The sequence below is a fragment of the Sphingobium sp. TKS genome (assembly GCF_001563265.1).
Classification (GTDB): Bacteria; Pseudomonadota; Alphaproteobacteria; order Sphingomonadales; family Sphingomonadaceae; genus Sphingobium.
Window position 1 is genome coordinate 552581 of the sequence record NZ_CP005083.1, and the last position, 18629, is coordinate 571209.

Annotated in this window: 20 protein-coding genes; 9 read left to right on the forward strand and 11 right to left on the reverse strand. The window is 61.2% G+C overall.

Annotated features, from left to right (window positions below):
* Window positions 1-39: 39 nt before the first annotated feature.
* Window positions 40-2931, reverse strand: coding sequence for a Tn3 family transposase (locus tag K426_RS02850; protein WP_066553494.1), 2892 nt, complete (start codon window positions 2929-2931; stop codon window positions 40-42).
* Window positions 2932-3055: 124 nt separating this feature from the next.
* Between K426_RS02850 and K426_RS02855 the strand changes: the two genes are divergently transcribed.
* The 3 genes from K426_RS02855 to K426_RS02865 all read left to right on the forward strand — a co-directional run bounded on the left by K426_RS02855 (window position 3056) and on the right by K426_RS02865 (window position 4857).
* A complete protein-coding gene (locus tag K426_RS02855; protein WP_066553497.1) occupies window positions 3056-3670 on the forward strand; it encodes a recombinase family protein in 615 nt (204 codons plus the stop codon).
* Window positions 3671-3814: 144 nt separating this feature from the next.
* Window positions 3815-4273, forward strand: coding sequence for a mobile mystery protein A (locus K426_RS02860; RefSeq protein ID WP_066553499.1), 459 nt, complete (start codon window positions 3815-3817; stop codon window positions 4271-4273).
* Window positions 4270-4857: a mobile mystery protein B gene (locus K426_RS02865; protein ID WP_066553502.1), complete on the forward strand. Its 588-nt coding sequence runs from the start codon at window positions 4270-4272 to the stop codon at window positions 4855-4857. The genes K426_RS02860 and K426_RS02865 overlap by 4 nt, the downstream gene beginning before the upstream one ends.
* 114 nt (window positions 4858-4971) lie before the next feature.
* Here the strand turns inward: K426_RS02865 and K426_RS02870 are convergent, their stop codons facing one another.
* Together K426_RS02870 and K426_RS02875 are read right to left on the reverse strand one after the other, a co-directional pair.
* Complete coding sequence (locus tag K426_RS02870; RefSeq protein WP_066553503.1) at window positions 4972-6204, reverse strand: type II toxin-antitoxin system HipA family toxin; 1233 nt, start codon at window positions 6202-6204, stop codon at window positions 4972-4974.
* Window positions 6204-6584: a helix-turn-helix domain-containing protein gene (locus tag K426_RS02875; protein WP_066553506.1), complete on the reverse strand. Its 381-nt coding sequence runs from the start codon at window positions 6582-6584 to the stop codon at window positions 6204-6206. Before K426_RS02875 ends, K426_RS02870 begins: the two co-directional genes overlap by 1 nt.
* Window positions 6585-7771: 1187 nt before the next feature.
* On the opposite strand from K426_RS02875, the gene K426_RS02880 reads away from it, so the two are divergent.
* Window positions 7772-9031: a site-specific integrase gene (locus K426_RS02880; RefSeq protein ID WP_066553508.1), complete on the forward strand. Its 1260-nt coding sequence runs from the start codon at window positions 7772-7774 to the stop codon at window positions 9029-9031.
* A gap of 180 nt (window positions 9032-9211) precedes the next feature.
* On the opposite strand, the gene K426_RS02885 is transcribed toward K426_RS02880, so the two are convergent.
* Complete coding sequence (locus K426_RS02885; protein WP_066561264.1) at window positions 9212-9598, reverse strand: DUF302 domain-containing protein; 387 nt, start codon at window positions 9596-9598, stop codon at window positions 9212-9214.
* A gap of 101 nt (window positions 9599-9699) precedes the next feature.
* Here K426_RS02885 and K426_RS31160 point away from each other — a divergent pair, with 101 nt between their 5' ends.
* The 3 genes from K426_RS31160 to K426_RS02895 are packed head-to-tail and all read left to right on the forward strand — an operon-like array spanning window position 9700 to window position 11331.
* A complete protein-coding gene (locus K426_RS31160) occupies window positions 9700-10035 on the forward strand; it encodes a hypothetical protein (protein WP_145907158.1) in 336 nt (111 codons plus the stop codon).
* Window positions 10001-10897: a pirin family protein gene (locus K426_RS02890; protein WP_066561267.1), complete on the forward strand. Its 897-nt coding sequence runs from the start codon at window positions 10001-10003 to the stop codon at window positions 10895-10897. The genes K426_RS31160 and K426_RS02890 overlap by 35 nt, the downstream gene beginning before the upstream one ends.
* On the forward strand, window positions 10894-11331 hold the full coding sequence (locus K426_RS02895) for an OsmC family protein (RefSeq protein ID WP_066553510.1): 438 nt from the start codon (window positions 10894-10896) through the stop codon (window positions 11329-11331). Before K426_RS02890 ends, K426_RS02895 begins: the two co-directional genes overlap by 4 nt.
* 30 nt (window positions 11332-11361) lie before the next feature.
* On the opposite strand, the gene K426_RS02900 is transcribed toward K426_RS02895, so the two are convergent.
* Window positions 11362-12312, reverse strand: a complete 951-nt coding sequence (locus tag K426_RS02900) for a glutathione S-transferase family protein (RefSeq protein WP_066553513.1) — start codon at window positions 12310-12312, stop codon at window positions 11362-11364.
* Between the two features lie 461 nt (window positions 12313-12773).
* Window positions 12774-13478 carry an RNA polymerase sigma factor gene (locus K426_RS02905; RefSeq protein WP_066553516.1) on the reverse strand — a complete coding sequence of 235 codons (705 nt, stop codon included), beginning with the start codon at window positions 13476-13478 and terminating at the stop codon, window positions 12774-12776.
* A 222-nt stretch (window positions 13479-13700) separates the two neighbouring features.
* On the opposite strand from K426_RS02905, the gene K426_RS02910 reads away from it, so the two are divergent.
* Window positions 13701-14288 (forward strand): ferritin-like domain-containing protein, encoded by a 588-nt coding sequence (locus K426_RS02910; protein ID WP_145907160.1) that lies wholly within the window; start codon window positions 13701-13703, stop codon window positions 14286-14288.
* 82 nt (window positions 14289-14370) lie between these two features.
* Window positions 14371-14769, forward strand: a complete 399-nt coding sequence (locus K426_RS30105) for a c-type cytochrome (RefSeq protein WP_082748382.1) — start codon at window positions 14371-14373, stop codon at window positions 14767-14769.
* 31 nt (window positions 14770-14800) lie between these two features.
* Here the strand turns inward: K426_RS30105 and K426_RS02915 are convergent, their stop codons facing one another.
* From K426_RS02915 to K426_RS02935, 5 genes are read right to left on the reverse strand one after another with little or no spacing between them, the layout of a single operon-like run.
* A complete protein-coding gene (locus K426_RS02915) occupies window positions 14801-15175 on the reverse strand; it encodes a DUF488 domain-containing protein (RefSeq protein WP_066553525.1) in 375 nt (124 codons plus the stop codon).
* Complete coding sequence (locus K426_RS02920; RefSeq protein WP_066553528.1) at window positions 15175-15462, reverse strand: hypothetical protein; 288 nt, start codon at window positions 15460-15462, stop codon at window positions 15175-15177. The genes K426_RS02915 and K426_RS02920 overlap by 1 nt, the downstream gene beginning before the upstream one ends.
* 14 nt (window positions 15463-15476) lie before the next feature.
* Window positions 15477-15713 carry a hypothetical protein gene (locus K426_RS02925; protein ID WP_066553530.1) on the reverse strand — a complete coding sequence of 79 codons (237 nt, stop codon included), beginning with the start codon at window positions 15711-15713 and terminating at the stop codon, window positions 15477-15479.
* Window positions 15714-15750: 37 nt separating this feature from the next.
* Entirely contained in the window at window positions 15751-16920 is a 1170-nt protein-coding gene (gene metB / locus K426_RS02930; RefSeq protein ID WP_066553534.1) for a cystathionine gamma-synthase, read from the reverse strand.
* Window positions 16913-18625, reverse strand: coding sequence for an NADPH-dependent assimilatory sulfite reductase hemoprotein subunit (locus K426_RS02935; protein WP_066553537.1), 1713 nt, complete (start codon window positions 18623-18625; stop codon window positions 16913-16915). Before K426_RS02935 ends, metB begins: the two co-directional genes overlap by 8 nt.
* Window positions 18626-18629 lie beyond the last annotated feature (4 nt).

Here is an 18629-nt window from a genome sequence, read left to right on the forward strand (position 1 = left end):
CCACGTGTAAAGGGGGCGTTTGCGGGAGGGGGCGAAAACCTACGCTAAGGATTTTGGCCAGCGATATTCGCCGGTGAGGTTGATGTGTTCCCAGCCCAGTGGTGAGACATGGGCGAGGAGATCGGGCGCGACGGCGGCGCCATTAGCGGCTCGGCTGCTGACGACCTCTCCGAGCTTCATCGTATTCCAGAAGATGATGATGGCGGCCAGCAGGTTCATGCCGGCGATGCGATAATGCTGACCTTCTCCCGATCGATCCCGGATTTCGCCGCGCCGATGGAAGCTGATCGCGCGCTTCAGCGCATGATGGGCTTCGCCTTTGTTGAGGCCGATCTGGGCTTGGCGCTGCAAGCCGGCGTCGAGAATCCAGTCGATCATGAACAGAGTCCGTTCGACACGGCCGACTTCCCGAAGAGCAAGGGCCAATTCATTCTGGCGAGGGTAGGAAGCCAGCTTGCGGAGAATCTGGCTGGGGGCGACCATGCCGGCGGCGATCGTGGCCATGACGCGAAGGATGTCGGGCCAGTTCCGCTCGATAAGCGGCTCTTTGATTTTCCCGCCGACCAGGCCCCGCACATTGGCTGGCGTCGCACCGGGGGTGAAGGCATAGAGCCTTTTTTGCGGTAGGTCGCGGATGCGCGGCGCGAACCTGTAGCCGAGAAGTGAGCAGGCGGCGAAGACGTGATCGGTAAAACCGCCGGTGTCAGCGAAATGCTGACGGACATGGCGGCCTGCGTCGTTCATGAGCAGCCCATCGAGAATATAGGGTGCCTCGCTGACGGTCGCCGGAATGACCTGGGTAGCAAACGGTGCATATTGATCGGAGACATGGCTGTATCCTTTCAGGCCTGGGATATTGCCGTATTTGGCGTTGACCATGTTCATCGCTTCGCCCTGCTCGGTGGCGAGGAAGAATTGTCCATCGCTGGAGGCGGAGTGCCCCTGTCCCCAGAATGCGGCCATGGGAAGCGTACCATGCGCCTCGACTATTATGGCAAGTGCCCGATCATAGGAACTGCCTTCGACATGCCAGCGTGCGATCCGCAGCAATTCCCAGAAACTGTGCGTGTTGGTCGCAGCCGCCATCTTGCGCAGGCCAAGATTGACGCCCTCCGCCAGCAGAACGTTCATCAGCCCTATCCGGTCCACGCAGGGCGCGCCGGTGCGCAAATGGGTGAAGGCTTCGGAAAATCCGGTCCGCTCATCGACTTCCAATAACAGGTCGGTAATCCTTGCGGGCGGAAGCTGCCGGTATAGATCGAGCACGAGATCCTCTGCACCTTCCGGCGTGTCGGCCTTGAGCTTGTCGATATGAAGCCTGCCATTCTCGATGATGCCGCCGGGGATCGCCCCGGCCCGGGCCGCACGACCCAGTTCCTTCAACCGTTCATCCAGTCGGGCCTTGCGTTCCGCCAGCCATTCATGCGGTCGCAGCGGCACGGTGAGGCGAGCGGTCTGTTCTATCAACTGGGCCGGGACCAGTATTTGCTTGAGGTCGGCATAGCGACGCGACCCCGCCAGCCATATGTCGCCGGACCGAAAGGCATCGCGGATATGGAACAGCACCGCGATCTCCCACAGCCGGTGGTCGCCGACGGGTTGAGCGCGAAGATGGCGATGCCATTTCGAGTTCGGGCGGAGGAAGTCGATTGGCGGCGCGGCTTTGATCCCGCGTTGCAGGATTGCGACTGCCGCCAAAAGGGGCGTGGCAATCGGCGCCGCCTGCATGTTGAGCAGGCGCAGCATCCGGGGTGCGTAGAGGCGGAAGCGGTGATAGCCGTCCAGCACGCGGCTGAGCGGATCGGCCGCAAGTACGTTGGTCAGTGCGGAGGCTGTGGCGACGAGGGTTCTGAACCGCTCCCAGCCAAGCCCCATGGCGATGATCCCGTCCAGCGCCGCGCCATCGTCCTGTGCCCCCAGCAATGCGCCGCCGATTTCGGCAAAGGATTTCAGCGTGTCCCGCACGGCCGCCTTTTCGTCGGCGATCCTGGTGCTGCAAAGGCGCTCGGACGCTCGATAGAGGCGACCGACGATGCGGTCATGGGTTTCCACGACGACATCGGCCAGCGATGCCCGCCATTCCAGCGCACACACCGCGAGGATCGCTAGCCGCCTTTCTTCGGGCAGGTCGCGCATACCATCTGCATAATAGCGCTCGCCCTGCCGGCGCAACCGGGCCACTCTGTGCGGCGGCACACCGGACACGAGGTCTGCGGGAAGATCGACGTCCTGGAGATATTCCAGTCGATCCATCAGCCGGTTGGCAGCGGCGGAGTTCGCGCCCACCTCAAATTGCCGCAGCCAGACAAACCGGGTAATACGGCCGTCCACCGTATCCTCCAGCAGGCAAGCCAATTGCTCGCCGAGGGCGGGCGAGATCCGTCCAGCGATACGCTCCTCAATGCGGCGCTCGGCATCGACCAATGCGTCGGCGCACAGCCGCTCGAACGTTGAGGGCGCCGGAAGAATCGTGCGGGTGCGGCGGCATTCCACGACAAAGCGGCGGGCGAGATCCTCGTTCGATGTTGCCGTCTCGGCCTCTCGCGCGATCCATTCACGCAGATCCCGCGCGCCGCGACCTGAAAAGGCCCGGTAGCCATAGATTCTGCGCAGGTCTGCCAGATGCTCGTGCCGCGTTTCCTCGCGCGTGGCATAGGGCAGCAGATCATCGCCACTCAGCCCGAGTTGGGCTGCGATAAAATCTGTCACTGGCGCCGGGATCACTTCGCCCGGTGCCAGCACCCGACCGGGAAAGCGTAGCACGCACAGTTGCAGTGCGAAGCCGAAACGGTTGTGGTCGCGACGACGCTGCCGGATATGCCCGAGATCCTCATCGCTGAGGGTGTAATGACGCAGCAACTCGCCCTGATCGACCGGCAAACGGAGTAGCGCGTCGCGCTGGCGATCGGTCAGGGTCACGCGACGGGGCATGCATGTTCCTTTTCTTTCCGACTCAATGTTTGAGATAGCTTGATTGCGATGCTGGTTGAGATACACAATGGCGTAGTCAAATGCCTATGCTCGCCCCGCCACCTCAAACCTTCGTTTGTGATCCATGCTGATCGGCTATGCCCGCGTCTCCAAAGCCGATGGCTCGCAGTCGCTCGACCTGCAGCACGACGCCCTCCATGCCGCCGGCGTCGGGCCGGATAAAATCTATGATGATCGCGCGTCCGGTAGCCGCGATGACCGCCCCGGTCTCGCCGCCTGCCTCAAATCGTTGCGCGCTGGCGACGTCCTGATCGTCTGGAAGCTCGATCGGCTCGGCCGAACGCTCACCCATCTTGTCAACACGTTGCAGAACCTGTCCGATCGCGGCATTGGCTTGAGGGTTCTCACCGGCAAGGGCGCGCAAATCGACACCACGACGCCGTCGGGCCGCATGGTGTTCGGCATTTTCGCCACGCTGGCGGAGTTCGAGCGGGATATGATCCGCGAGCGCACCATGGCTGGCCTGGCCGCTGCTCGCGCGCGCGGCCGAAAGGGAGGCCGCAAGTTCGCCTTGTCCAAGGCTCAGGTGCGTCTCGCCCAAGCCGCTATGACCCAGCGCGACACGTCCGTCTCCGACCTCTGCAAGGAACTCGGGATCGAGCGCGTCACTCTCTACCGCTATGTCGGCCCCAAGGGCGAACTCCGGGACTATGGAAAGCGCGTCCTCGGCTTAGCGTAGGATTTCGCCCCCTCCCGCAAATGACCCCTGTAAACTCCTGTATTTATCTCACAAGAATTTTATTAAAGTTATGGCTTTATCAAATAGCTTATAATATCAAGTCTCAGCTTGATGGATTGACAAGGATTATAAAGGCAGGACCTTATGAAACCTGCAATTCGAAACCGAGCCCGAGAGCGGCTCGACAGTAAACTGGCCTCGATCAAGCCGATCGAGCGCTTTGCCATGCCCCCCAAAGGATGGGTACGCGCGATCCGCGATGCGATCGGCATGACCGGGGCGCAGCTGGCTCGAAGGCTCGGCATGACGGCGCAAGGCATCGTCAGCCTCGAGCGCTCGGAAGCAAGTGGCAAGATCCAGCTCAACACGCTGCGCCGGGCGGCCGAAGCGATGGACTGTATCCTGGTCTATGCCCTGGTGCCCAAAACGAGCCTTACAGAGATGGTGGACCACCGGGCGCGTGACATTGCCCTGCGGGCGCTGCGGCGCGTCTCTCACTCGATGGCGCTCGAGGATCAGCAGGTCGACCGCGATCTGGAGAAGCGAGTCCAGACCTATATCGACACGGCCCTGCGCGATCGTGACCTTTGGGAGTCGCTGTGACCGATCTGTTCGCGCAGCCCGATGACGCGACACCTCTCGACGCCGAAGAGCGCGAGGGACTGCTGCAGACCTGGATCACGACCCGCGCGGATCTGAACGAAGCCGAACAGGCCAATATTGATGGCGCGGTTGCCTGGACCGAACGACGCCGCGACGCTGACATCCTGACCGAAGGGTTTGTATTCGAGCTGCACAAGCGGATGTTCGGTGACGTCTGGTCGTGGGCGGGTTCGACCCGGAAAACGGGTAAGAATATCGGCATCGATCCTGTGCAGATCCACATTCAGCTTGGGGGTTTGCTGCGAGACGCGCGTTACTGGGTGGACAATGGGTCCTTCCCGCCGGACGAAATCGCGGTCCGGCTGCACCACGGGCTGGTCGCGATCCACCCCTTCCCTAACGGCAACGGCCGACACGCTCGGCTGGTGGCGGATTCGCTCATCGTCCAGCTCGGCGGCGCGCCCTTCAGCTGGGGCGGCGGGACGCTGCGCGACATCGGCACTTTGCAGGCCGAATATATCGCTGCGCTCCGCGCGGCCGACCAGCACGACTTCGCGCCGCTGCTGGCATTTGCGAGAAGCTGATGGCGAGCGTTTCACTCCCGGCCGGCGACGCCAGCTTCCGGCCGCTGCATAGCCATGACATTATAAAATGTCAGATATGACAAACTGAGGTGTAGTGTTTACCAAATATGGAAATTAAAGACAAAGCGCTATGCCTGCTTCGTCGTGAACGAAGGCTGGTTCGTAATGCTTGGCGAGCGCGCCGGTGATGCCTGTCGCGCGGAGTGCGTCGCGCCACGTGGCGGCTATCCGCTGCGCCATGTCGCGGATGAGTGCGCGCGCGTCCGCGTCGGCGATCTCGAAGAATTCCGCAGCTTCGAGCGCTCGCAGGATGGACCGTTCGTGACCGCCGCCTTCGAAGATTGCTGTTTCGAGGTGCGGGTTGCGATCGGGCGCGGGATTGACGTCGAACATGGGGGAGAGGCGCCATTTGTCCGCGCCAACGTAGAGGAAACCGTGGTTCTTGAGATGGTCGTCCTTGTTGGAGACCAGGATGGTGAAGATGAGGCGCCGATAGATTTCGAGGAAGTCTTCGACCGGATTGGGTCCGGCTTGCCGGATGAAGTCGGCGATTTCGGTATAGGAGCCAAGCTCGACTCCGGTTTTGCCAAGGGCCGTGCGCGCGGAGATATAGGGGATGCGGCCCGCACCCTGCCGGTCGAACCGCTTGATGAGAGCGACTGGGAAGGGCGTATCGACGAGTTCGAGGCGGACGTCGGGCACGCGGATGCCGCAGGAAGCGGCGAGGCGGAGCGTTGTGACCTCGACCCGCTCGACGGGCTGCTGGTCGTGGACCGAGGTAAACTTGGCGAGCCAAAGCGTGCCATCGTCGATAACATTGGCTTTCGGGCGGGCACCGCCCGAGCCGCCGGCGCCCGCGAGGGCCTGCATATCGGCCGCGGAGACCTCCTTGCCCTGCTCATAAGCGCGGGCGATGCCTGTAATCGCTTCGAGATCGACAAGGCGCGGGACCGCTTCGGGCGCGCCGCCCTGAATGACCGTGCCCTGATCGTCGACGAAGCGCAGCGCGCCCTGCCGGCAACTGTCGTCGGAAAGAGTGAGATATTCGAATTCCGAAAGGCCCGCGCCATAGGTCCGCTCGAGCAGCGTTCGCCCCCATGTGTCGGGCGCGGCGTCAGCGATGCCGCCGGCAAGCGCGTCGCGGACATTGCCGGACTGGCTCGAGGCATGGAAAGGGCCGCCTTCGAGCGGGAGGTCGGGCTGCAGCGCGAAGGCCGCCGCGCTCGCCGCCCAGGCCGGATCATAGGAAAAGACCGAGAACTGGCGCGGACCCGTGCGGGTGTAGCGCAGCTCTCCGACCTGGATCAGCTTCTCGCCGAGCGCGACCTTCGCGAACCAGTCGGCCATCAGAAGGCGACGCCGTCAGGATTAACCTCGGCCCCGCCGGACGCGGACTTCGTCTCGCCCTTCTTCTTTTGGCGGCGAAGGGTCGAGGCAAAGGTGCGGCCGCGCTGCGGCAGCTTCTCGGCGGCCAGCGCGAGGCCAAGCTCGTCGTGACGGACATCGACAAGATCGGCGAGACGATCGATCAGGCCCAGCGCGACGAGGACATCGGCAAGCGTGCCGATGCCTACGCCCGGATCGCCGCTTTCCAGCCTCACGATCGTGCTCGCCGAGGTGCCCGCGCGCACCGCAAGGTCCGCGCGCGCGATATTGCGGCGCAGGCGCGCTGCGCGCATATCCCGGCCGAGCCTTGCGAGCGCGGATTTCGACTTGGGCGAGCTCATCTCAATTATCCATATATGACCGCTGACACCGCTTAGTGCGTCATATATGATAAATTAAGGTCAATTTCAATCCGAACCCGATGTAACACGTCCAGCATGTGGATCGGCGCCGATGCGTAACCCTGCCTGTGGATCGGCGCCGATGCGTAACCCTGCCCTTGCGCAGCACAACTATCTGAAATAACGTGCGAAATTGAGATAGTGCTGGGGTTCGAACCGGCGCCGATCGGGACCCCGGCGCCGTAGCATTTTTAGTTCACTTTCAGCGGCTTGGCCGAAATCTAAGCGGGTTCCGTCTCCAGGCCGATCCACACCCTTGCGCTTTAATCAACCGTTTTTCGTTGATGATCTTGATGCTGTTGTTAATCCGTCCGCGGATGTGGTGCATCACTGAGGGTCTCTATTTCTTGCTTCGCTCGGTGTGTATCTGACACATATTAAGGTTATACCAAAGCTATCTCTGAGCTGCATCGAACCATCTCTTGCCGGTCAAATGAAGATCCCCTGGACCAGCGGCGCCGTCGGGCCTTGTGCGTCTGCACGAGCATTTCGGCCCGGTCGCACCTGACGCAGCTGCGCGCGTGGTCCAGCAGTTCGCCCCGCACTGGAACGGTTGCTCGATTATCCGAGTATCGGTGAGAAGTTGGAGACCTATGAGCCGAGTGAGCTCCGCCGGATCATACGAGATCGCGGCCGGGATCATCTTTATCCCACGTCTCTGGCGCTGCCGCGGGAACCGCAGCTTCGAATCGGCCGGGTGAGGATGGGACCGACCGAAAAAGCGCTGTGATGTAGCTGGAGGATTTCACCGGACGCAGGTGCACTCCGATGGTCAATTTCACTCGGTGGTAGACGGGTGGTAGACGAGCCGAAAATGAAAAAGGCCGCCAAACGGCGACCTCTTTAACTTCTTGATTTCTCTAGGAAATCTGGAGCGGGCGAAGGGATTCGAACCCTCGACCCCAACCTTGGCAATTCGCCCGAGGCGTTTTCGCCGCACTATCCGACACTGCTCAGAAACACGATAAAGCACGGTATATAGGGAATTTTCTTGCCAACGCGGCACGACAACCATAACCTGCCCCACGCTAGATTTTGATCTACAAAGCTTATAAAGTAAGCAAAATGGGGCTCTCTTGCGGGAAAAGTAAGCAGATTTTCCGGCCTATCGGTAAGGTGCTGAGGACATGCCAAAAATCACAAAAACGCTCGTCGAAGCTCTGAAACCTCTGAAAGATGGGGTCAAAGGTTCGAGTCAGTTTGTGTGGGACAATGAGCTCCGCGGCTTTGGTGTCACGGTCGGACAGAAAGGCACCAAAAGCTTCGTGGTCCAGTACCGGAGTACCACTGGGCTGAGCCGCAGAAAGGTCATCGGCCGCTTCGGCCTAATGACCGTCGAGGAGGCCAGGCGCAACGCTCGCGCGATGCTTGGTGATGTTGCCAAAGGCGCAGACCCTATCGAAGAAATAAAGCAGCAGCCAATTGGCCATACCGTAGGCGAGATCTGCGATTGGTATCTCGAGCGCGCCGAAGCTGGCAAGATCATCGGCCGCAGTCGCAAGGCGATCAAATCATCGACCTTGGCCATGGACCGCAGTCGGATTGAGTCCCACATCCGGCCATTGCTGGGGCATCGCATCATCGAAACGCTCAAGCTGGGTGATATCGAAGCGGCTCAAGCCGACATCGCAGCAGGGGCGACCTCAAAGCCACGGGTTGGAAGCCGTGGCGGCGCGACAAAGGGGGGCGAAGGCGTCGCTGCTCGTACTATGTCGACCTTGCATTCCATTTTGGAACATGCGGTCCGACTTGGGGAGATCGAGAAGAATCCTGCCCGAGGCATCCGGCGGATTGCCAGCCCGCCTCGCATGAGGTGGCTTTCCCAGGCAGAAATTCGCAAGCTTGGTGCGGCACTTCGGGAGGCGGAAGCCGATCTCGAGCATCCCAAGGGGATCGCGGTGATCAAGCTGTTGTTGCTGACGGGCTTCCGGCGCTTGGAAGCTCTGGGACTTGAGCGGAAATGGCTCCTCGAAGAGGAGAATGCGGTTCATTTCGTAACGACGAAAACAGGTGCACAGCGCAGGGTCATCGGCGCCGCCGCCGTCGATCTGCTCCTGGCCCAGCCCAACATGGGTTCGAAATACTTCTTTCCGGCGGATTGGGGCGACGGCCACTTCATAGGGGTCGTCCGCGTGCTTGAAAGGGTGTGCTTTAAGGCTGGGCTTGAAGATGTAACGCCTCACGTCCTGCGCCATACCTTTGCCAGCATCGCCGGCGGGCTTGGCTATTCCGAGCTGACGATCGCGGCGCTGCTAGGGCATGCGTCACGTGGCATCACCCAGCGTTACATCCACATCGACGAACCGCTCCGCGCAGCAGCGACCGCAGTGTCGGACCACATTATGCATTTGCTGAACGGAACCGGGCAGCCGGGGCCGAAGCGTTAGCACTACCACAATCGACCTGATTGACCCATTATCTTACTCACAGCATTGGTGGCATTCAGGTGGATTGGCGCCAGTCTAACGAACCACTTTGTACCGGCATTCGGAATGAGCCCTACGACAAATCCGTAATTGTAGATCGAAAACGTGTTTTCAATCCGAAGTTTGCATCAACGCCCCGGCTTAAAGGCTTTCAATTGCGCTGCGCAGTTTGTCGCGCACTCGCTCAGCTGCACGCTTCAGTTCCGGATTATCGATAGCCATCATCGAGGCTACCGGATCTATCGCTGCAACCTCGATTTTCCCTCCACCTGCGTCCTGAACGACGACATTGCATGGCAGCATGGTGCCAACCTTGTCCTCGATCTGGAGCGCTTCGTGCGCCAGCTGCGGATTGTACGCACCGAGGATGCGGTAATTCCGAAAATCGACCCCAAGCTTGTTCTTGAACGTATCCCTGACGTCGATCTGGGTGATGATCCCGAAGCCATGCGCTTTCAGCGCTTCGGTAGCACGTTGCACCGCACCCTCGAAATCAGTCTCCAGCGTCGTGGCAAAATAATAGCTCATCGTGCTTTCCTCAGCAAAAAGGGAGGCTAGGATCTCCATTGGCAGCCGAAATACCAAGATTCAGGGCGTGCTCGACAGGAAATCGGCAGCCGGTGGTAACGATGAGCTCGACGTTCGCCTTTACCGGCGGGGTGTGTGCGCAGGCCCAACTGAACGAAACACTCCTGGAGATTGGCACCAGTCTCGTCATCCGTCCGCAGATCTTGATCGGTGAGGTCCATACCAAGGTGCAGGATGGTAGCCTTACCGACAAGGCCAGCCTCGACTTCGCAATGGCGGCCGTGGCCTATCCCTCGTGCGATCCATCGAAGCATCTCGGGAGCCTGCATCCGCTTGAACTTCAAAGTCTGCCGGGCGATCATGAGACCGCTCGGCAGACTGCTTGCGAAAGAGACACTGGCCGTGATCGAACTCGTCATCGACAAGCGCATTCGTGATCTGGGCGGCGGCTTCGAAGTGGGCCGCGTGCTGCCTTTCGCCCGCCGCCGGATGATCGGTCCTTTCATCTTCTTCGACCAGATGGGCCCGCTGGATCTTGCGCCCGGCATACCTGACCGACTGGACGTGCGCCCCCATCCGCATATCGGTCTTTCGACCGTGACCTATCTCTTCAGCGGTGCGTTGACCCACCGGGACAGCCTTGGCTTTCATCAGGAAATCCGCCCCGGCGAGGTGAACTGGATGGTCGCGGGCAGCGGCATTACTCATAGCGAGCGGCTGGAATATGCCCGCGCCCACGGTGCGCACATGCATGGCATCCAGGCCTGGGTCGCCTTGCCGGTGGAGCATGAGGAAACTGCGCCCGCCTTCTACCACCACGAGGGTGCAGATCTGCAGGAATGGCAGGACGCAGGCCTGCGCGGACGCCTGATTGCCGGTGCCGCCGATAGCCTTGCCGCAGGGGTTCCGACCCATTCCCCACTATTCTACCAACACCTCGAGATGGAGCCCGGCGCGCGCCACTTGGTCACTATGGCTTATCCGGAACGCGCGGTATACGTGGCGAGCGGGCAGGCGGAAGTCGCGGGCCAAGTGCTGAACGCAGGACAAATGGCCGTGCTCACCCCCGCCAGTGCGGCCGACATTCAGGCGTTGGAGCCCTCGATCATCATGGTGTTGGGCGGCGAGCCGGTCGGCGAGCGGTTCATGTTCTGGAATTTCGTGTCCTCGTCGAAGGAGCGACTAGAACAGGCCAAGGAAGACTGGCGGCAGCAGCGCATGAAGCTGCCCGTTGGCGATGATCTGGAATTCATTCCCCTGCCGGAAGACAAGCCGGCCGGGACCGGAGCGAGCAAATGACTGACGTTACCATCGCCCACGTATCCGATGCGCCCCCGACTCAGGCGCAAGGCAGCCCGTTCGCCATGGCTATCGAAGTTTCAGGGCACCAAATCCTCGGCGACGAACCGCCCGCAATGGGAGGACTCGACCTTGGACCTGCGCCATACGACCTGCTCACCGCGGCCCTGGCGGAATGCACGGCGATGACCGTGCGCTGGTTTGCGCGTCAGAAGGACTGGCCGCTCGATCATGTCGAAGTGGTGGTGTACCATGAAAAGGCCGAAGTGGAAGGCCACCCCGGCAGGATCGACACCTTTCGCAAGAGCGTGTCGGTTTCAGGCGATCTTTCGGAAGATCAGCGGACCCGCCTGCTGGAGGTCGCTGCCCGGTGCCCGGTCCACAAGACGCTGGAAGGGGCCGTCCAGATCGCCACGGTTTCCGACATCGCATAGTTCGCCTTCGGACCGGCGAGGCAGCGCTGATCAGTATTCGATTTCCGGGCCCAGTGGCACTATCCCGGTCGGATTGATGGTACGGTGGCTCTGGTAATAGTGGCCCTTGATGTGCTGCATGTTCACCGTTCCGACTACACCCGGCAGATGGTAGATCTCACGGGTGAATCGCCACAGGTTGGGATAATCGACAATCCGTCGCAGGTTGCACTTGAAATGCCCAACATAGACCGGATCGAACCGGATCAGCGTGGTGAACAGGCGGATGTCCGCCTCGGTCAACCGATCTCCCAGCAAGTAACGCCGAGTTTCCAGCCGCTCTTCCAGCCAGTCCAGCGTTTCGAACAATGGACCGATCGCCTCGGCATATGCGTCCTGCGTGGTGGCGAAACCCGCCCGGTACACTCCATTGTTCACCGTGTCGTAGATCCGCTGGTTCAGCGCGTCGATCTCCGCCCGATGATCTTCGGGATAATAGTCGCCCGGTCGCGCGCCGAGATGATCGAAGGAAGTGCCCAGCATACGCATGATTTCCGACGATTCGTTGTTCACGATGCGCCCGGTTTTCTTGTCCCACAGCACGGGAACGATAACTCGCCCGGTATAATGGGGGTCTGCCGCGGTGTAGATTTGGTGCAGGCACTGTGCGTGATGAATGGGGTCGGCAATAACGCCCGGGGCATCGTCGAAGGTCCAGCCGCGCTCCAGCATGACCCAGTTGACGATCGATATATCGATCATCTGTTCCAGCCCCTTCAGCACCCGCATGAACAGAGTGCGGTGTGCCCAGGGACAGGCGAGACTCACATAAAGATGATAGCGCCCGGCCTCCGCAGCAAAGCCGCCATCCCCGCTGGGACCCGGGGCACCGTCAGGCGTCACCCAATTGCGGTAAGCACTGTCCTTGCGGACAAAGCGGCCGCCGGTCGACTTCGTATCGTACCATTCGTCATGCCAGATGCCGTCGATCAACAGACCCATGGCGCCTTCTCCTGAAGCAGTGTCTTAAAGATCTGCCTGGTATCGATCCTTGCCCTGCAGCATCATGCGCAAGGTGTGATCCCGGTCGATGATATGATGCTTTAGCGCCATCATCACATGCCCTGCCACCAGTATTCCCGCTGTCCAATGCCGCCGTTCCCCTTGGGGTCGGACTGTATGTCACGATCTTGGCCTGGCAGCATTTGCCGCCCTCGACAAAGCCAAGACGGTGCCGGTGCCTCACCATCACTTGCGCATCGGCGTAATGCGTACCCAAGGCCCACACGATCCGCCTACCCTGGAAATTCAGGGCTTCTTTTTCGACTGCAAGTTTCAAAACTCGGTGCATGCTGCTTCCGAACGTCTTGAAGCTCATGCTGTCGGCAGTCAGTCCAATGGGGAAAAGAGCGCCCAGTCATCGAACATGGCAAGTCCCGCAAATCACTCCGACGCTCTCGATATTACCTGTCGCCGGGACATTCCCAAGCCAGCGTGTCCAGCAGCCTGCCTGTGAGGCCGGCGCAATCCGCGCCGGCGAACGGGAAAGCTCCGTCGAGAGTCGGCCTGAGTTCGGGTTCAAGTTCGTGTTGCAGGAGTTGGCGAGCACGAAACAGCCGGGTCTTCACGGTCGCCGGCACGACATCGAGCGCCTTTGCCGCTTCATCGACCGACATGCCCTCGATATCTCGCAGGACGAAGACCAGACGGTACTGTGCCGGCAGTCGGGCGACTGCCTGTTCGATCATCTGCCTGACCTGCTTCAGGGCCAGTTCCCGGTCGGGATCGTTTGCAGTCGCCGAGCCACGCATCAGTGCCTCTCTGTATTGCTCCAGATCGATGACGGAATCTGGATCGAGCCGCGTACGCCTGCGCCGGTCTGACCGGAGTTTGCCCAGCGCCTCATTGATGACGATCCGCGTCAGCCAGGTCGAAAGCGAGGACGCACCTGTGAACGAGGTTATCGCGGCGAAGGCCTTGAGATAGGCAGACTGCACCGCATCCTCAGCATCGGCGCGAGACTTGAGGATAGACCATGCTGCGCGAAACAAGCGCTGGTTGTTGAGCGCGGTCACCTGCCGGACAGCATTGGCATCGCGGGCGGCGATGAGCGCGGCAAGCGATCTGTCGTCCATTGCCGCATAGTCGATCCGGCGCAATGCAGTCATGCCAGCCTCCTTTTACGACACGGTCTGTATCCGTTCGGCTCGCTTCATCTGCTTGGATACCACGGGCTGGCAAAGGTTCCCATCATGGGCCACGAGGAATGGCACCACTGACCGGAACCTTTGCGAACAGATGGCATCAAAGGGAGTACGGTCGCAGATGACCGGTGCGGCCCGCTCCACCAGCCCACCAGCCGCATGAATCCTGAAGGAGGATTTACGCACATGGAACACATTGTCTCGTCGCGCCGCAGCATGATCGGAATTGCCAGCACCGGACTGCTGTCGGTCGCAGCCATTGGCATTCTGGGCAATGCCCCTGCCCTTGCCCGCACCCACGGTCGGAAGCCAGGCACGGCGGCCCATCAGGGCGACATCGATATACTCAATGTCGCCCTCGGGCTCGAGCTGGAGGCAATCGAAGCCTACCAGATCGGCGCGGAAAGCGGACTATTGCAGAAGCCGGTGCTTGATGTCGCACTGCTGTTCCAGGGACACCACAAGGGACACCGCGACGCCTTGGCCAGTGCGATCACTCAGCTCGGCGGTCACCCGGTGTCCCCCAAATCGCGGGCAGAATACCTGACCAGTCTGAACATCGCCGCAATCAAGACGCAGGAAGACGTACTGAGGTTGGCTCAAGCGCATGAGAAGGGTGCGGCCAATGCGTACATCGGCGTCATCCCCTCGTTCGGAAGCCGCGATCTGGCGCAAGTGAGCGCCAGGATCGCTGCCGACGAAGCGGCCCATTGGGCGCTGCTATCTTCGACGCTCGGCGAAGGTTTGCCCAAGGCCGCACTGATGTTCGGCTAGGGTCGCACCGCCAGCCGGTTTCCTAGCCTGCTCCCCCTCACCGGTTGGGAGATCGGCTGGCAAGTGTCGGGAGACATGGATCATGAATGCTCACCATGCCCTGATTCCAAGGGCAAGGTTCCTTGTAGCAGCGAGTTTCGCACTTTGCGGGACAACGGTTTTCGCCGCCCCCGGTGACGCGGTACGTGGGGCGACAATCTATACCGCCAATTGCGGCAGTTGCCATTCACTCGACGCCAACCGCGTCGGACCTGCTCACCGAGGTATTTATGGCCGCAAGGCCGGATCGGCGCCCGGCTACGCCTATTCGACGCCTGTCAAAAATTCTCGTATCATCTGGAACGCAAACAATCTCGATCGCTGGCTTCGGGATCCCCGCAGCGTAATTCCGGGCACGAAAATGGCGTTTCGTTTGACTGATGCCCAGAAGCGTGCCGATGTCATTGCCTATTTGCGCCAGCAAAGCGCCGGAGTTCGATAACGGGACCGGTCTCATCAAAGTGTAAATCAGATCAGGTCGTAGCGTTGGGTGAACATTCGTGTTCAGCCAGGTATTCCGCCAAGACGCGAGCATGATTGATGTGAGGGTCCCGAGCAGCGTAGACCAGCGTCACGTCATGCTGGCGCACCATGTCGCATAACTGTGCGACGGCTTCCGGGTTTTCATCCAGTTCCTCGCGATATCGCTCGCTGAATTCAGCAAATCGGGCAGGGTCGTGTCCGAACCATTTGCGCAGCGGCACAGACGGCGCAATTTCTTTCATCCAGCAGTCAATTGCAGCCTCGCTTCGACTGACGCCGCGCGGCCAGAGCCTATCGATGAGAAGCCGAATGCCATCGTTTGGGTCAGGCGGTACATAGGCCCGTTTCAGGCTTAGAGTGCCCATCACAAGACGCCGCGATGCCTGCGCCCAATCCATGCGGGCGGGTCGCTTGCCGGGAAGGACTCGATCGAAGCTTCATCGACCAAGTCGGAAACGATGTCCGATTCCAGCAAACGACGAACCTCGAAGCTGACATCCGCAGCGAGGACTGGGGGCGCCGCTCCTTCCACGCAATATCGCTGGATCGCCTGTCCGACGAGATCTTCCAGTCTGTCCTCGCCGGCCCGATAACGCATCGCGATTTCGCGTGCGATCCGCATCAACAGGTCGTTGCCGCCAGTGTCAGTCATGGAAGGCTCTCCTGCTAGGCGAGACTGAACAGCGTCACCATTGTTCCCAGTGCAATGCCGAAGACCATGATCATGGTTCCGGATATTCTAAGGACATACGTTACCGGATCGCCTTCGCCGCGAACAGGCCGTGAACGCGGCGCGGACCACCCGAACAGGCGCCTGACAAATGATTGCCGAAACGCCATGGCGAACCCGCTCAGCGCAAGTACCAACCCAAACGCATCGACGATCAGCACCCGGGCAGACATGTCGCCTCCTCACGAACCTGCGCCATTCTTCGCTGGTTCAACCACCACATGCTGCCAACCCTTGTCCCAGTCCGACAATGAGATCCTGCTCGGCCTCTATGCCGACAGACAACCGCAGCAGATTATCGCTGATCCCGGCAAGAGCACGCGCCTCGGCGCCCATGTCGGCATGGGTCATGGTTGCCGGGTGGGCGACAAGGCTTTCGACCCCACCCAGCGATTCCGCGAGCGTGAAGCAACCCACCGCGGCGATGAAGCACTTCACGGCCTCGATCCCACCGACCAGTTCGAAGCTCAGCATCGCGCCGAAGCCGCGCTGCTGGCGGCTCGCCACGGCATGGCCCGCGTGCGAGGGCAGCCCCGGATAATGGACCTTCGCTACTGCTGCATGGGATTCGAGATAGTGCGCAACGGCCATTGCGTTGGCCTGCTGCCACTCCATTCGCGGGAACAGCGTACGCAATCCGCGCAGGGTCAGCCAGGCGTCGAATGGCGCGCCAGTACTGCCCACGACGTTAGCCCAATGGCGCAGCGCCTCGACCTGCACGGCATCGGCCGCGACAACGGCGCCGCCGATCACATCGGAATGGCCGTTCAGGTATTTCGTGGTGGAGTGGATGACGTAATCGGCCCCCAGCGCAAGCGGCTGCTGGATGGCCGGCGAAAGAAACGTGTTGTCGACCGCCACCTCGGCTTGCACCTCGTGTGCCATGGTACAGATTGACCGGATGTCGACGATCCGCATCAGGGGGTTGCTGGGCGTTTCGACGAGCACCAGTCTCGGCCGCTCCCGAAGTGCCGACGCGAAAGCCCCGGCGTCAGCCTGATCGACAAGGCGAAGGCCGATCTGGCCAAGCTCGGCGCGGGCCTTGAGCAGGCGGATCGTGCCGCCATAGCAGTCGTGCGGGGCCACGACCTGCGCGCCGGCGGGCAGGCGGCTGACGAGGAGATCGACCGCCGCCATTCCACTCGCAGTGATTACCGCGCCTGCCCCACCCTCGAGCTTGGCGATAGCCTCCGCAAGGAGATCCCGCGTCGGGTTGCCGGCGCGTCCATAGTCGTAGGCTCGCGGCTGCTCAAATCCGGCAAATTCGTAGGTCGTAGAAAGATAGAGTGGCGGCGCGACCGCTCCAAACGCTGGATCACTGGCGACCCCGAACGCGGCGGCAATCGTCTCAGGGCAGCTATCGGCCTTGTCGTCAGTCATTGAAGAAACGTCCTTCCGTCACCTCGCGGACGATACCTGCGCGGATGGTGAAATCACCGAAGCGCTCGTCCGGCTTCCGTTCGCGGGAATAGCGGCCAATCACATCGTCCAGGAGTTCGAGGATCGCCGCCTCGCCCACATTCTCGCGCACCATGCGATTGAGACGCTGGCCGTGGAAGCCACCACCGAGATAAAGGTTGTACTTGCCCGGCGCCCGGCCGGTCAAACCGATCTCGGCGATGTAGGGCCGCGAACAGCCGTTCGGACAACCGCTCATGCGGATCGTGATCGGTTCGGCAGACAGACCATGGCTCGCCAGGATGCTCTCGATCCGGGCGATCAACGATGGCATGTACCGCTCGCTTTCCGCCATGGCGAGGCCGCAGGTGGGCAGGGCGACGCAGGCGATGGCATTGCGGCGCAAGGCAGAGAATGTGTCGGTGCCAAGGCCGTGATCGCCCAGAACCGCGTCGATGGCTGGTCGGTCCTCCGGCTTCACGCCGGCGACGATCAGGTTCTGGTTGGGAGTCAGGCGGAAGGTGCCACGATGGATTCGCGCCAGGTCACGAAAGGCATCCAGAAGTTTGCGATCGAGCCGGCCATTCTCGACGAATATGGTGCGGTGCTGCCGCCCATCAGGCGTGGCACTCCAGCCAGGCGTATCGCCGTTGGAGGTGAAGATGAAGGATCGCGGTTCCCCGAACGGCGCATCCATCACGCGCTCAATCTCTGCCTTGATCCAATCCTGTCCCTTGTCGTCGATGGTGTACTTGAAGCGGGCGCGCTGGCGGTCCTTGCGGTCGCCATAATCCCGCTGCACCGCCATCACCGCATCGGCGCAGGCGATCACCTGACTTGCGGGCACGAAGCCGATAAGGCTGGCGAGGCGCGGATAGGTTTCCGGTGCCTGATCGGTGCGCCCCATGCCGCCGCCGATGACGACGTTGAATCCTTCCAGCCCGTCCGGTCCGCCGATGGCGATGAACCCCAGGTCTTGCGCATAGACATCGATATCGTTCGAGGGCGGCAGCGCGAAGCCGATCTTGAACTTTCGCGGCATGTAGGTGCGGCCATAGAACGGATCCTCCGGCCCGGAGGACGCGATCCGTTCCTCACCATACCATATTTCGTGGTAGGCCCGGGTTTTCGGGATGACGTGATCGCTCACCCGCTTTGCCATGGCAGCAACCTCGGCGTGAAAGCGGGAGGCCTGGGGATCGACCGTGCACATCACCCCGCGGCTGTCGTCGCCGCAGGCGGCGATGGTGTCGAGCAGGGCGTCGTGAAGCCCCTGGATCACCGGCTGCAGGCGGTTCTTGAGTACCCAGTGGAACTGGAACGTCTGGCGGGTGGTGACCCGCAGGGTTTCGCCGCCGTGGGCCCGGGCGAGTTCGTCGAGTTTCAGCCACTGCGCCGGCGTGCAGACACCACCCGGCAGTCGTACGCGGATCATGAACTGGTAAGCCGGTTCAAGTTTCTGTCGCCGACGCTCGTCGCGCAGGTCGCGGTCGTCCTGCTGGTATATCCCGTGGAACTTCATCAACTTCACGTCGTCGGCACAAGGCATGGCCCCGGTTATGCGATCGAGCAGACCCTCGTCGATTGTGCCGCGCAGGTAATCGCTCGCGTCCTTCATGCGCTCATCGGCGCTCAGACGATCAAGCGGCTGGGAAAGGTCGCGGCTTCGGTCGATGCTCCTCGTCATGATC

Excerpts from the sequence above, each read along its gene's own strand:
- K426_RS02850 (WP_066553494.1), bottom strand. The coding sequence starts at position 2,931 with ATGCCCCGTCGCGTGACCCTGACCGATCGCCAGCGCGACGCGCTACTC.
- K426_RS02855 (WP_066553497.1), top strand. The coding sequence starts at position 3,056 with ATGCTGATCGGCTATGCCCGCGTCTCCAAAGCCGATGGCTCGCAGTCG.
- K426_RS02860 (WP_066553499.1), top strand. The coding sequence starts at position 3,815 with ATGAAACCTGCAATTCGAAACCGAGCCCGAGAGCGGCTCGACAGTAAA.
- K426_RS02870 (WP_066553503.1), bottom strand. The coding sequence starts at position 6,204 with ATGGCCGACTGGTTCGCGAAGGTCGCGCTCGGCGAGAAGCTGATCCAG.
- K426_RS02875 (WP_066553506.1), bottom strand. The coding sequence starts at position 6,584 with ATGAGCTCGCCCAAGTCGAAATCCGCGCTCGCAAGGCTCGGCCGGGAT.
- K426_RS02880 (WP_066553508.1), top strand. The coding sequence starts at position 7,772 with ATGCCAAAAATCACAAAAACGCTCGTCGAAGCTCTGAAACCTCTGAAA.
- K426_RS02885 (WP_066561264.1), bottom strand. The coding sequence starts at position 9,598 with ATGAGCTATTATTTTGCCACGACGCTGGAGACTGATTTCGAGGGTGCG.
- K426_RS31160 (WP_145907158.1), top strand. The coding sequence starts at position 9,700 with ATGAGCTCGACGTTCGCCTTTACCGGCGGGGTGTGTGCGCAGGCCCAA.
- K426_RS02895 (WP_066553510.1), top strand. The coding sequence starts at position 10,894 with ATGACTGACGTTACCATCGCCCACGTATCCGATGCGCCCCCGACTCAG.
- K426_RS02900 (WP_066553513.1), bottom strand. The coding sequence starts at position 12,312 with ATGGGTCTGTTGATCGACGGCATCTGGCATGACGAATGGTACGATACG.
- K426_RS02905 (WP_066553516.1), bottom strand. The coding sequence starts at position 13,478 with ATGACTGCATTGCGCCGGATCGACTATGCGGCAATGGACGACAGATCG.
- K426_RS02910 (WP_145907160.1), top strand. The coding sequence starts at position 13,701 with ATGGAACACATTGTCTCGTCGCGCCGCAGCATGATCGGAATTGCCAGC.
- K426_RS30105 (WP_082748382.1), top strand. The coding sequence starts at position 14,371 with ATGAATGCTCACCATGCCCTGATTCCAAGGGCAAGGTTCCTTGTAGCA.
- K426_RS02915 (WP_066553525.1), bottom strand. The coding sequence starts at position 15,175 with ATGGGCACTCTAAGCCTGAAACGGGCCTATGTACCGCCTGACCCAAAC.
- K426_RS02920 (WP_066553528.1), bottom strand. The coding sequence starts at position 15,462 with ATGACTGACACTGGCGGCAACGACCTGTTGATGCGGATCGCACGCGAA.
- K426_RS02925 (WP_066553530.1), bottom strand. The coding sequence starts at position 15,713 with ATGTCTGCCCGGGTGCTGATCGTCGATGCGTTTGGGTTGGTACTTGCG.
- metB (WP_066553534.1), bottom strand. The coding sequence starts at position 16,920 with ATGACTGACGACAAGGCCGATAGCTGCCCTGAGACGATTGCCGCCGCG.
- K426_RS02935 (WP_066553537.1), bottom strand. The coding sequence starts at position 18,625 with ATGACGAGGAGCATCGACCGAAGCCGCGACCTTTCCCAGCCGCTTGAT.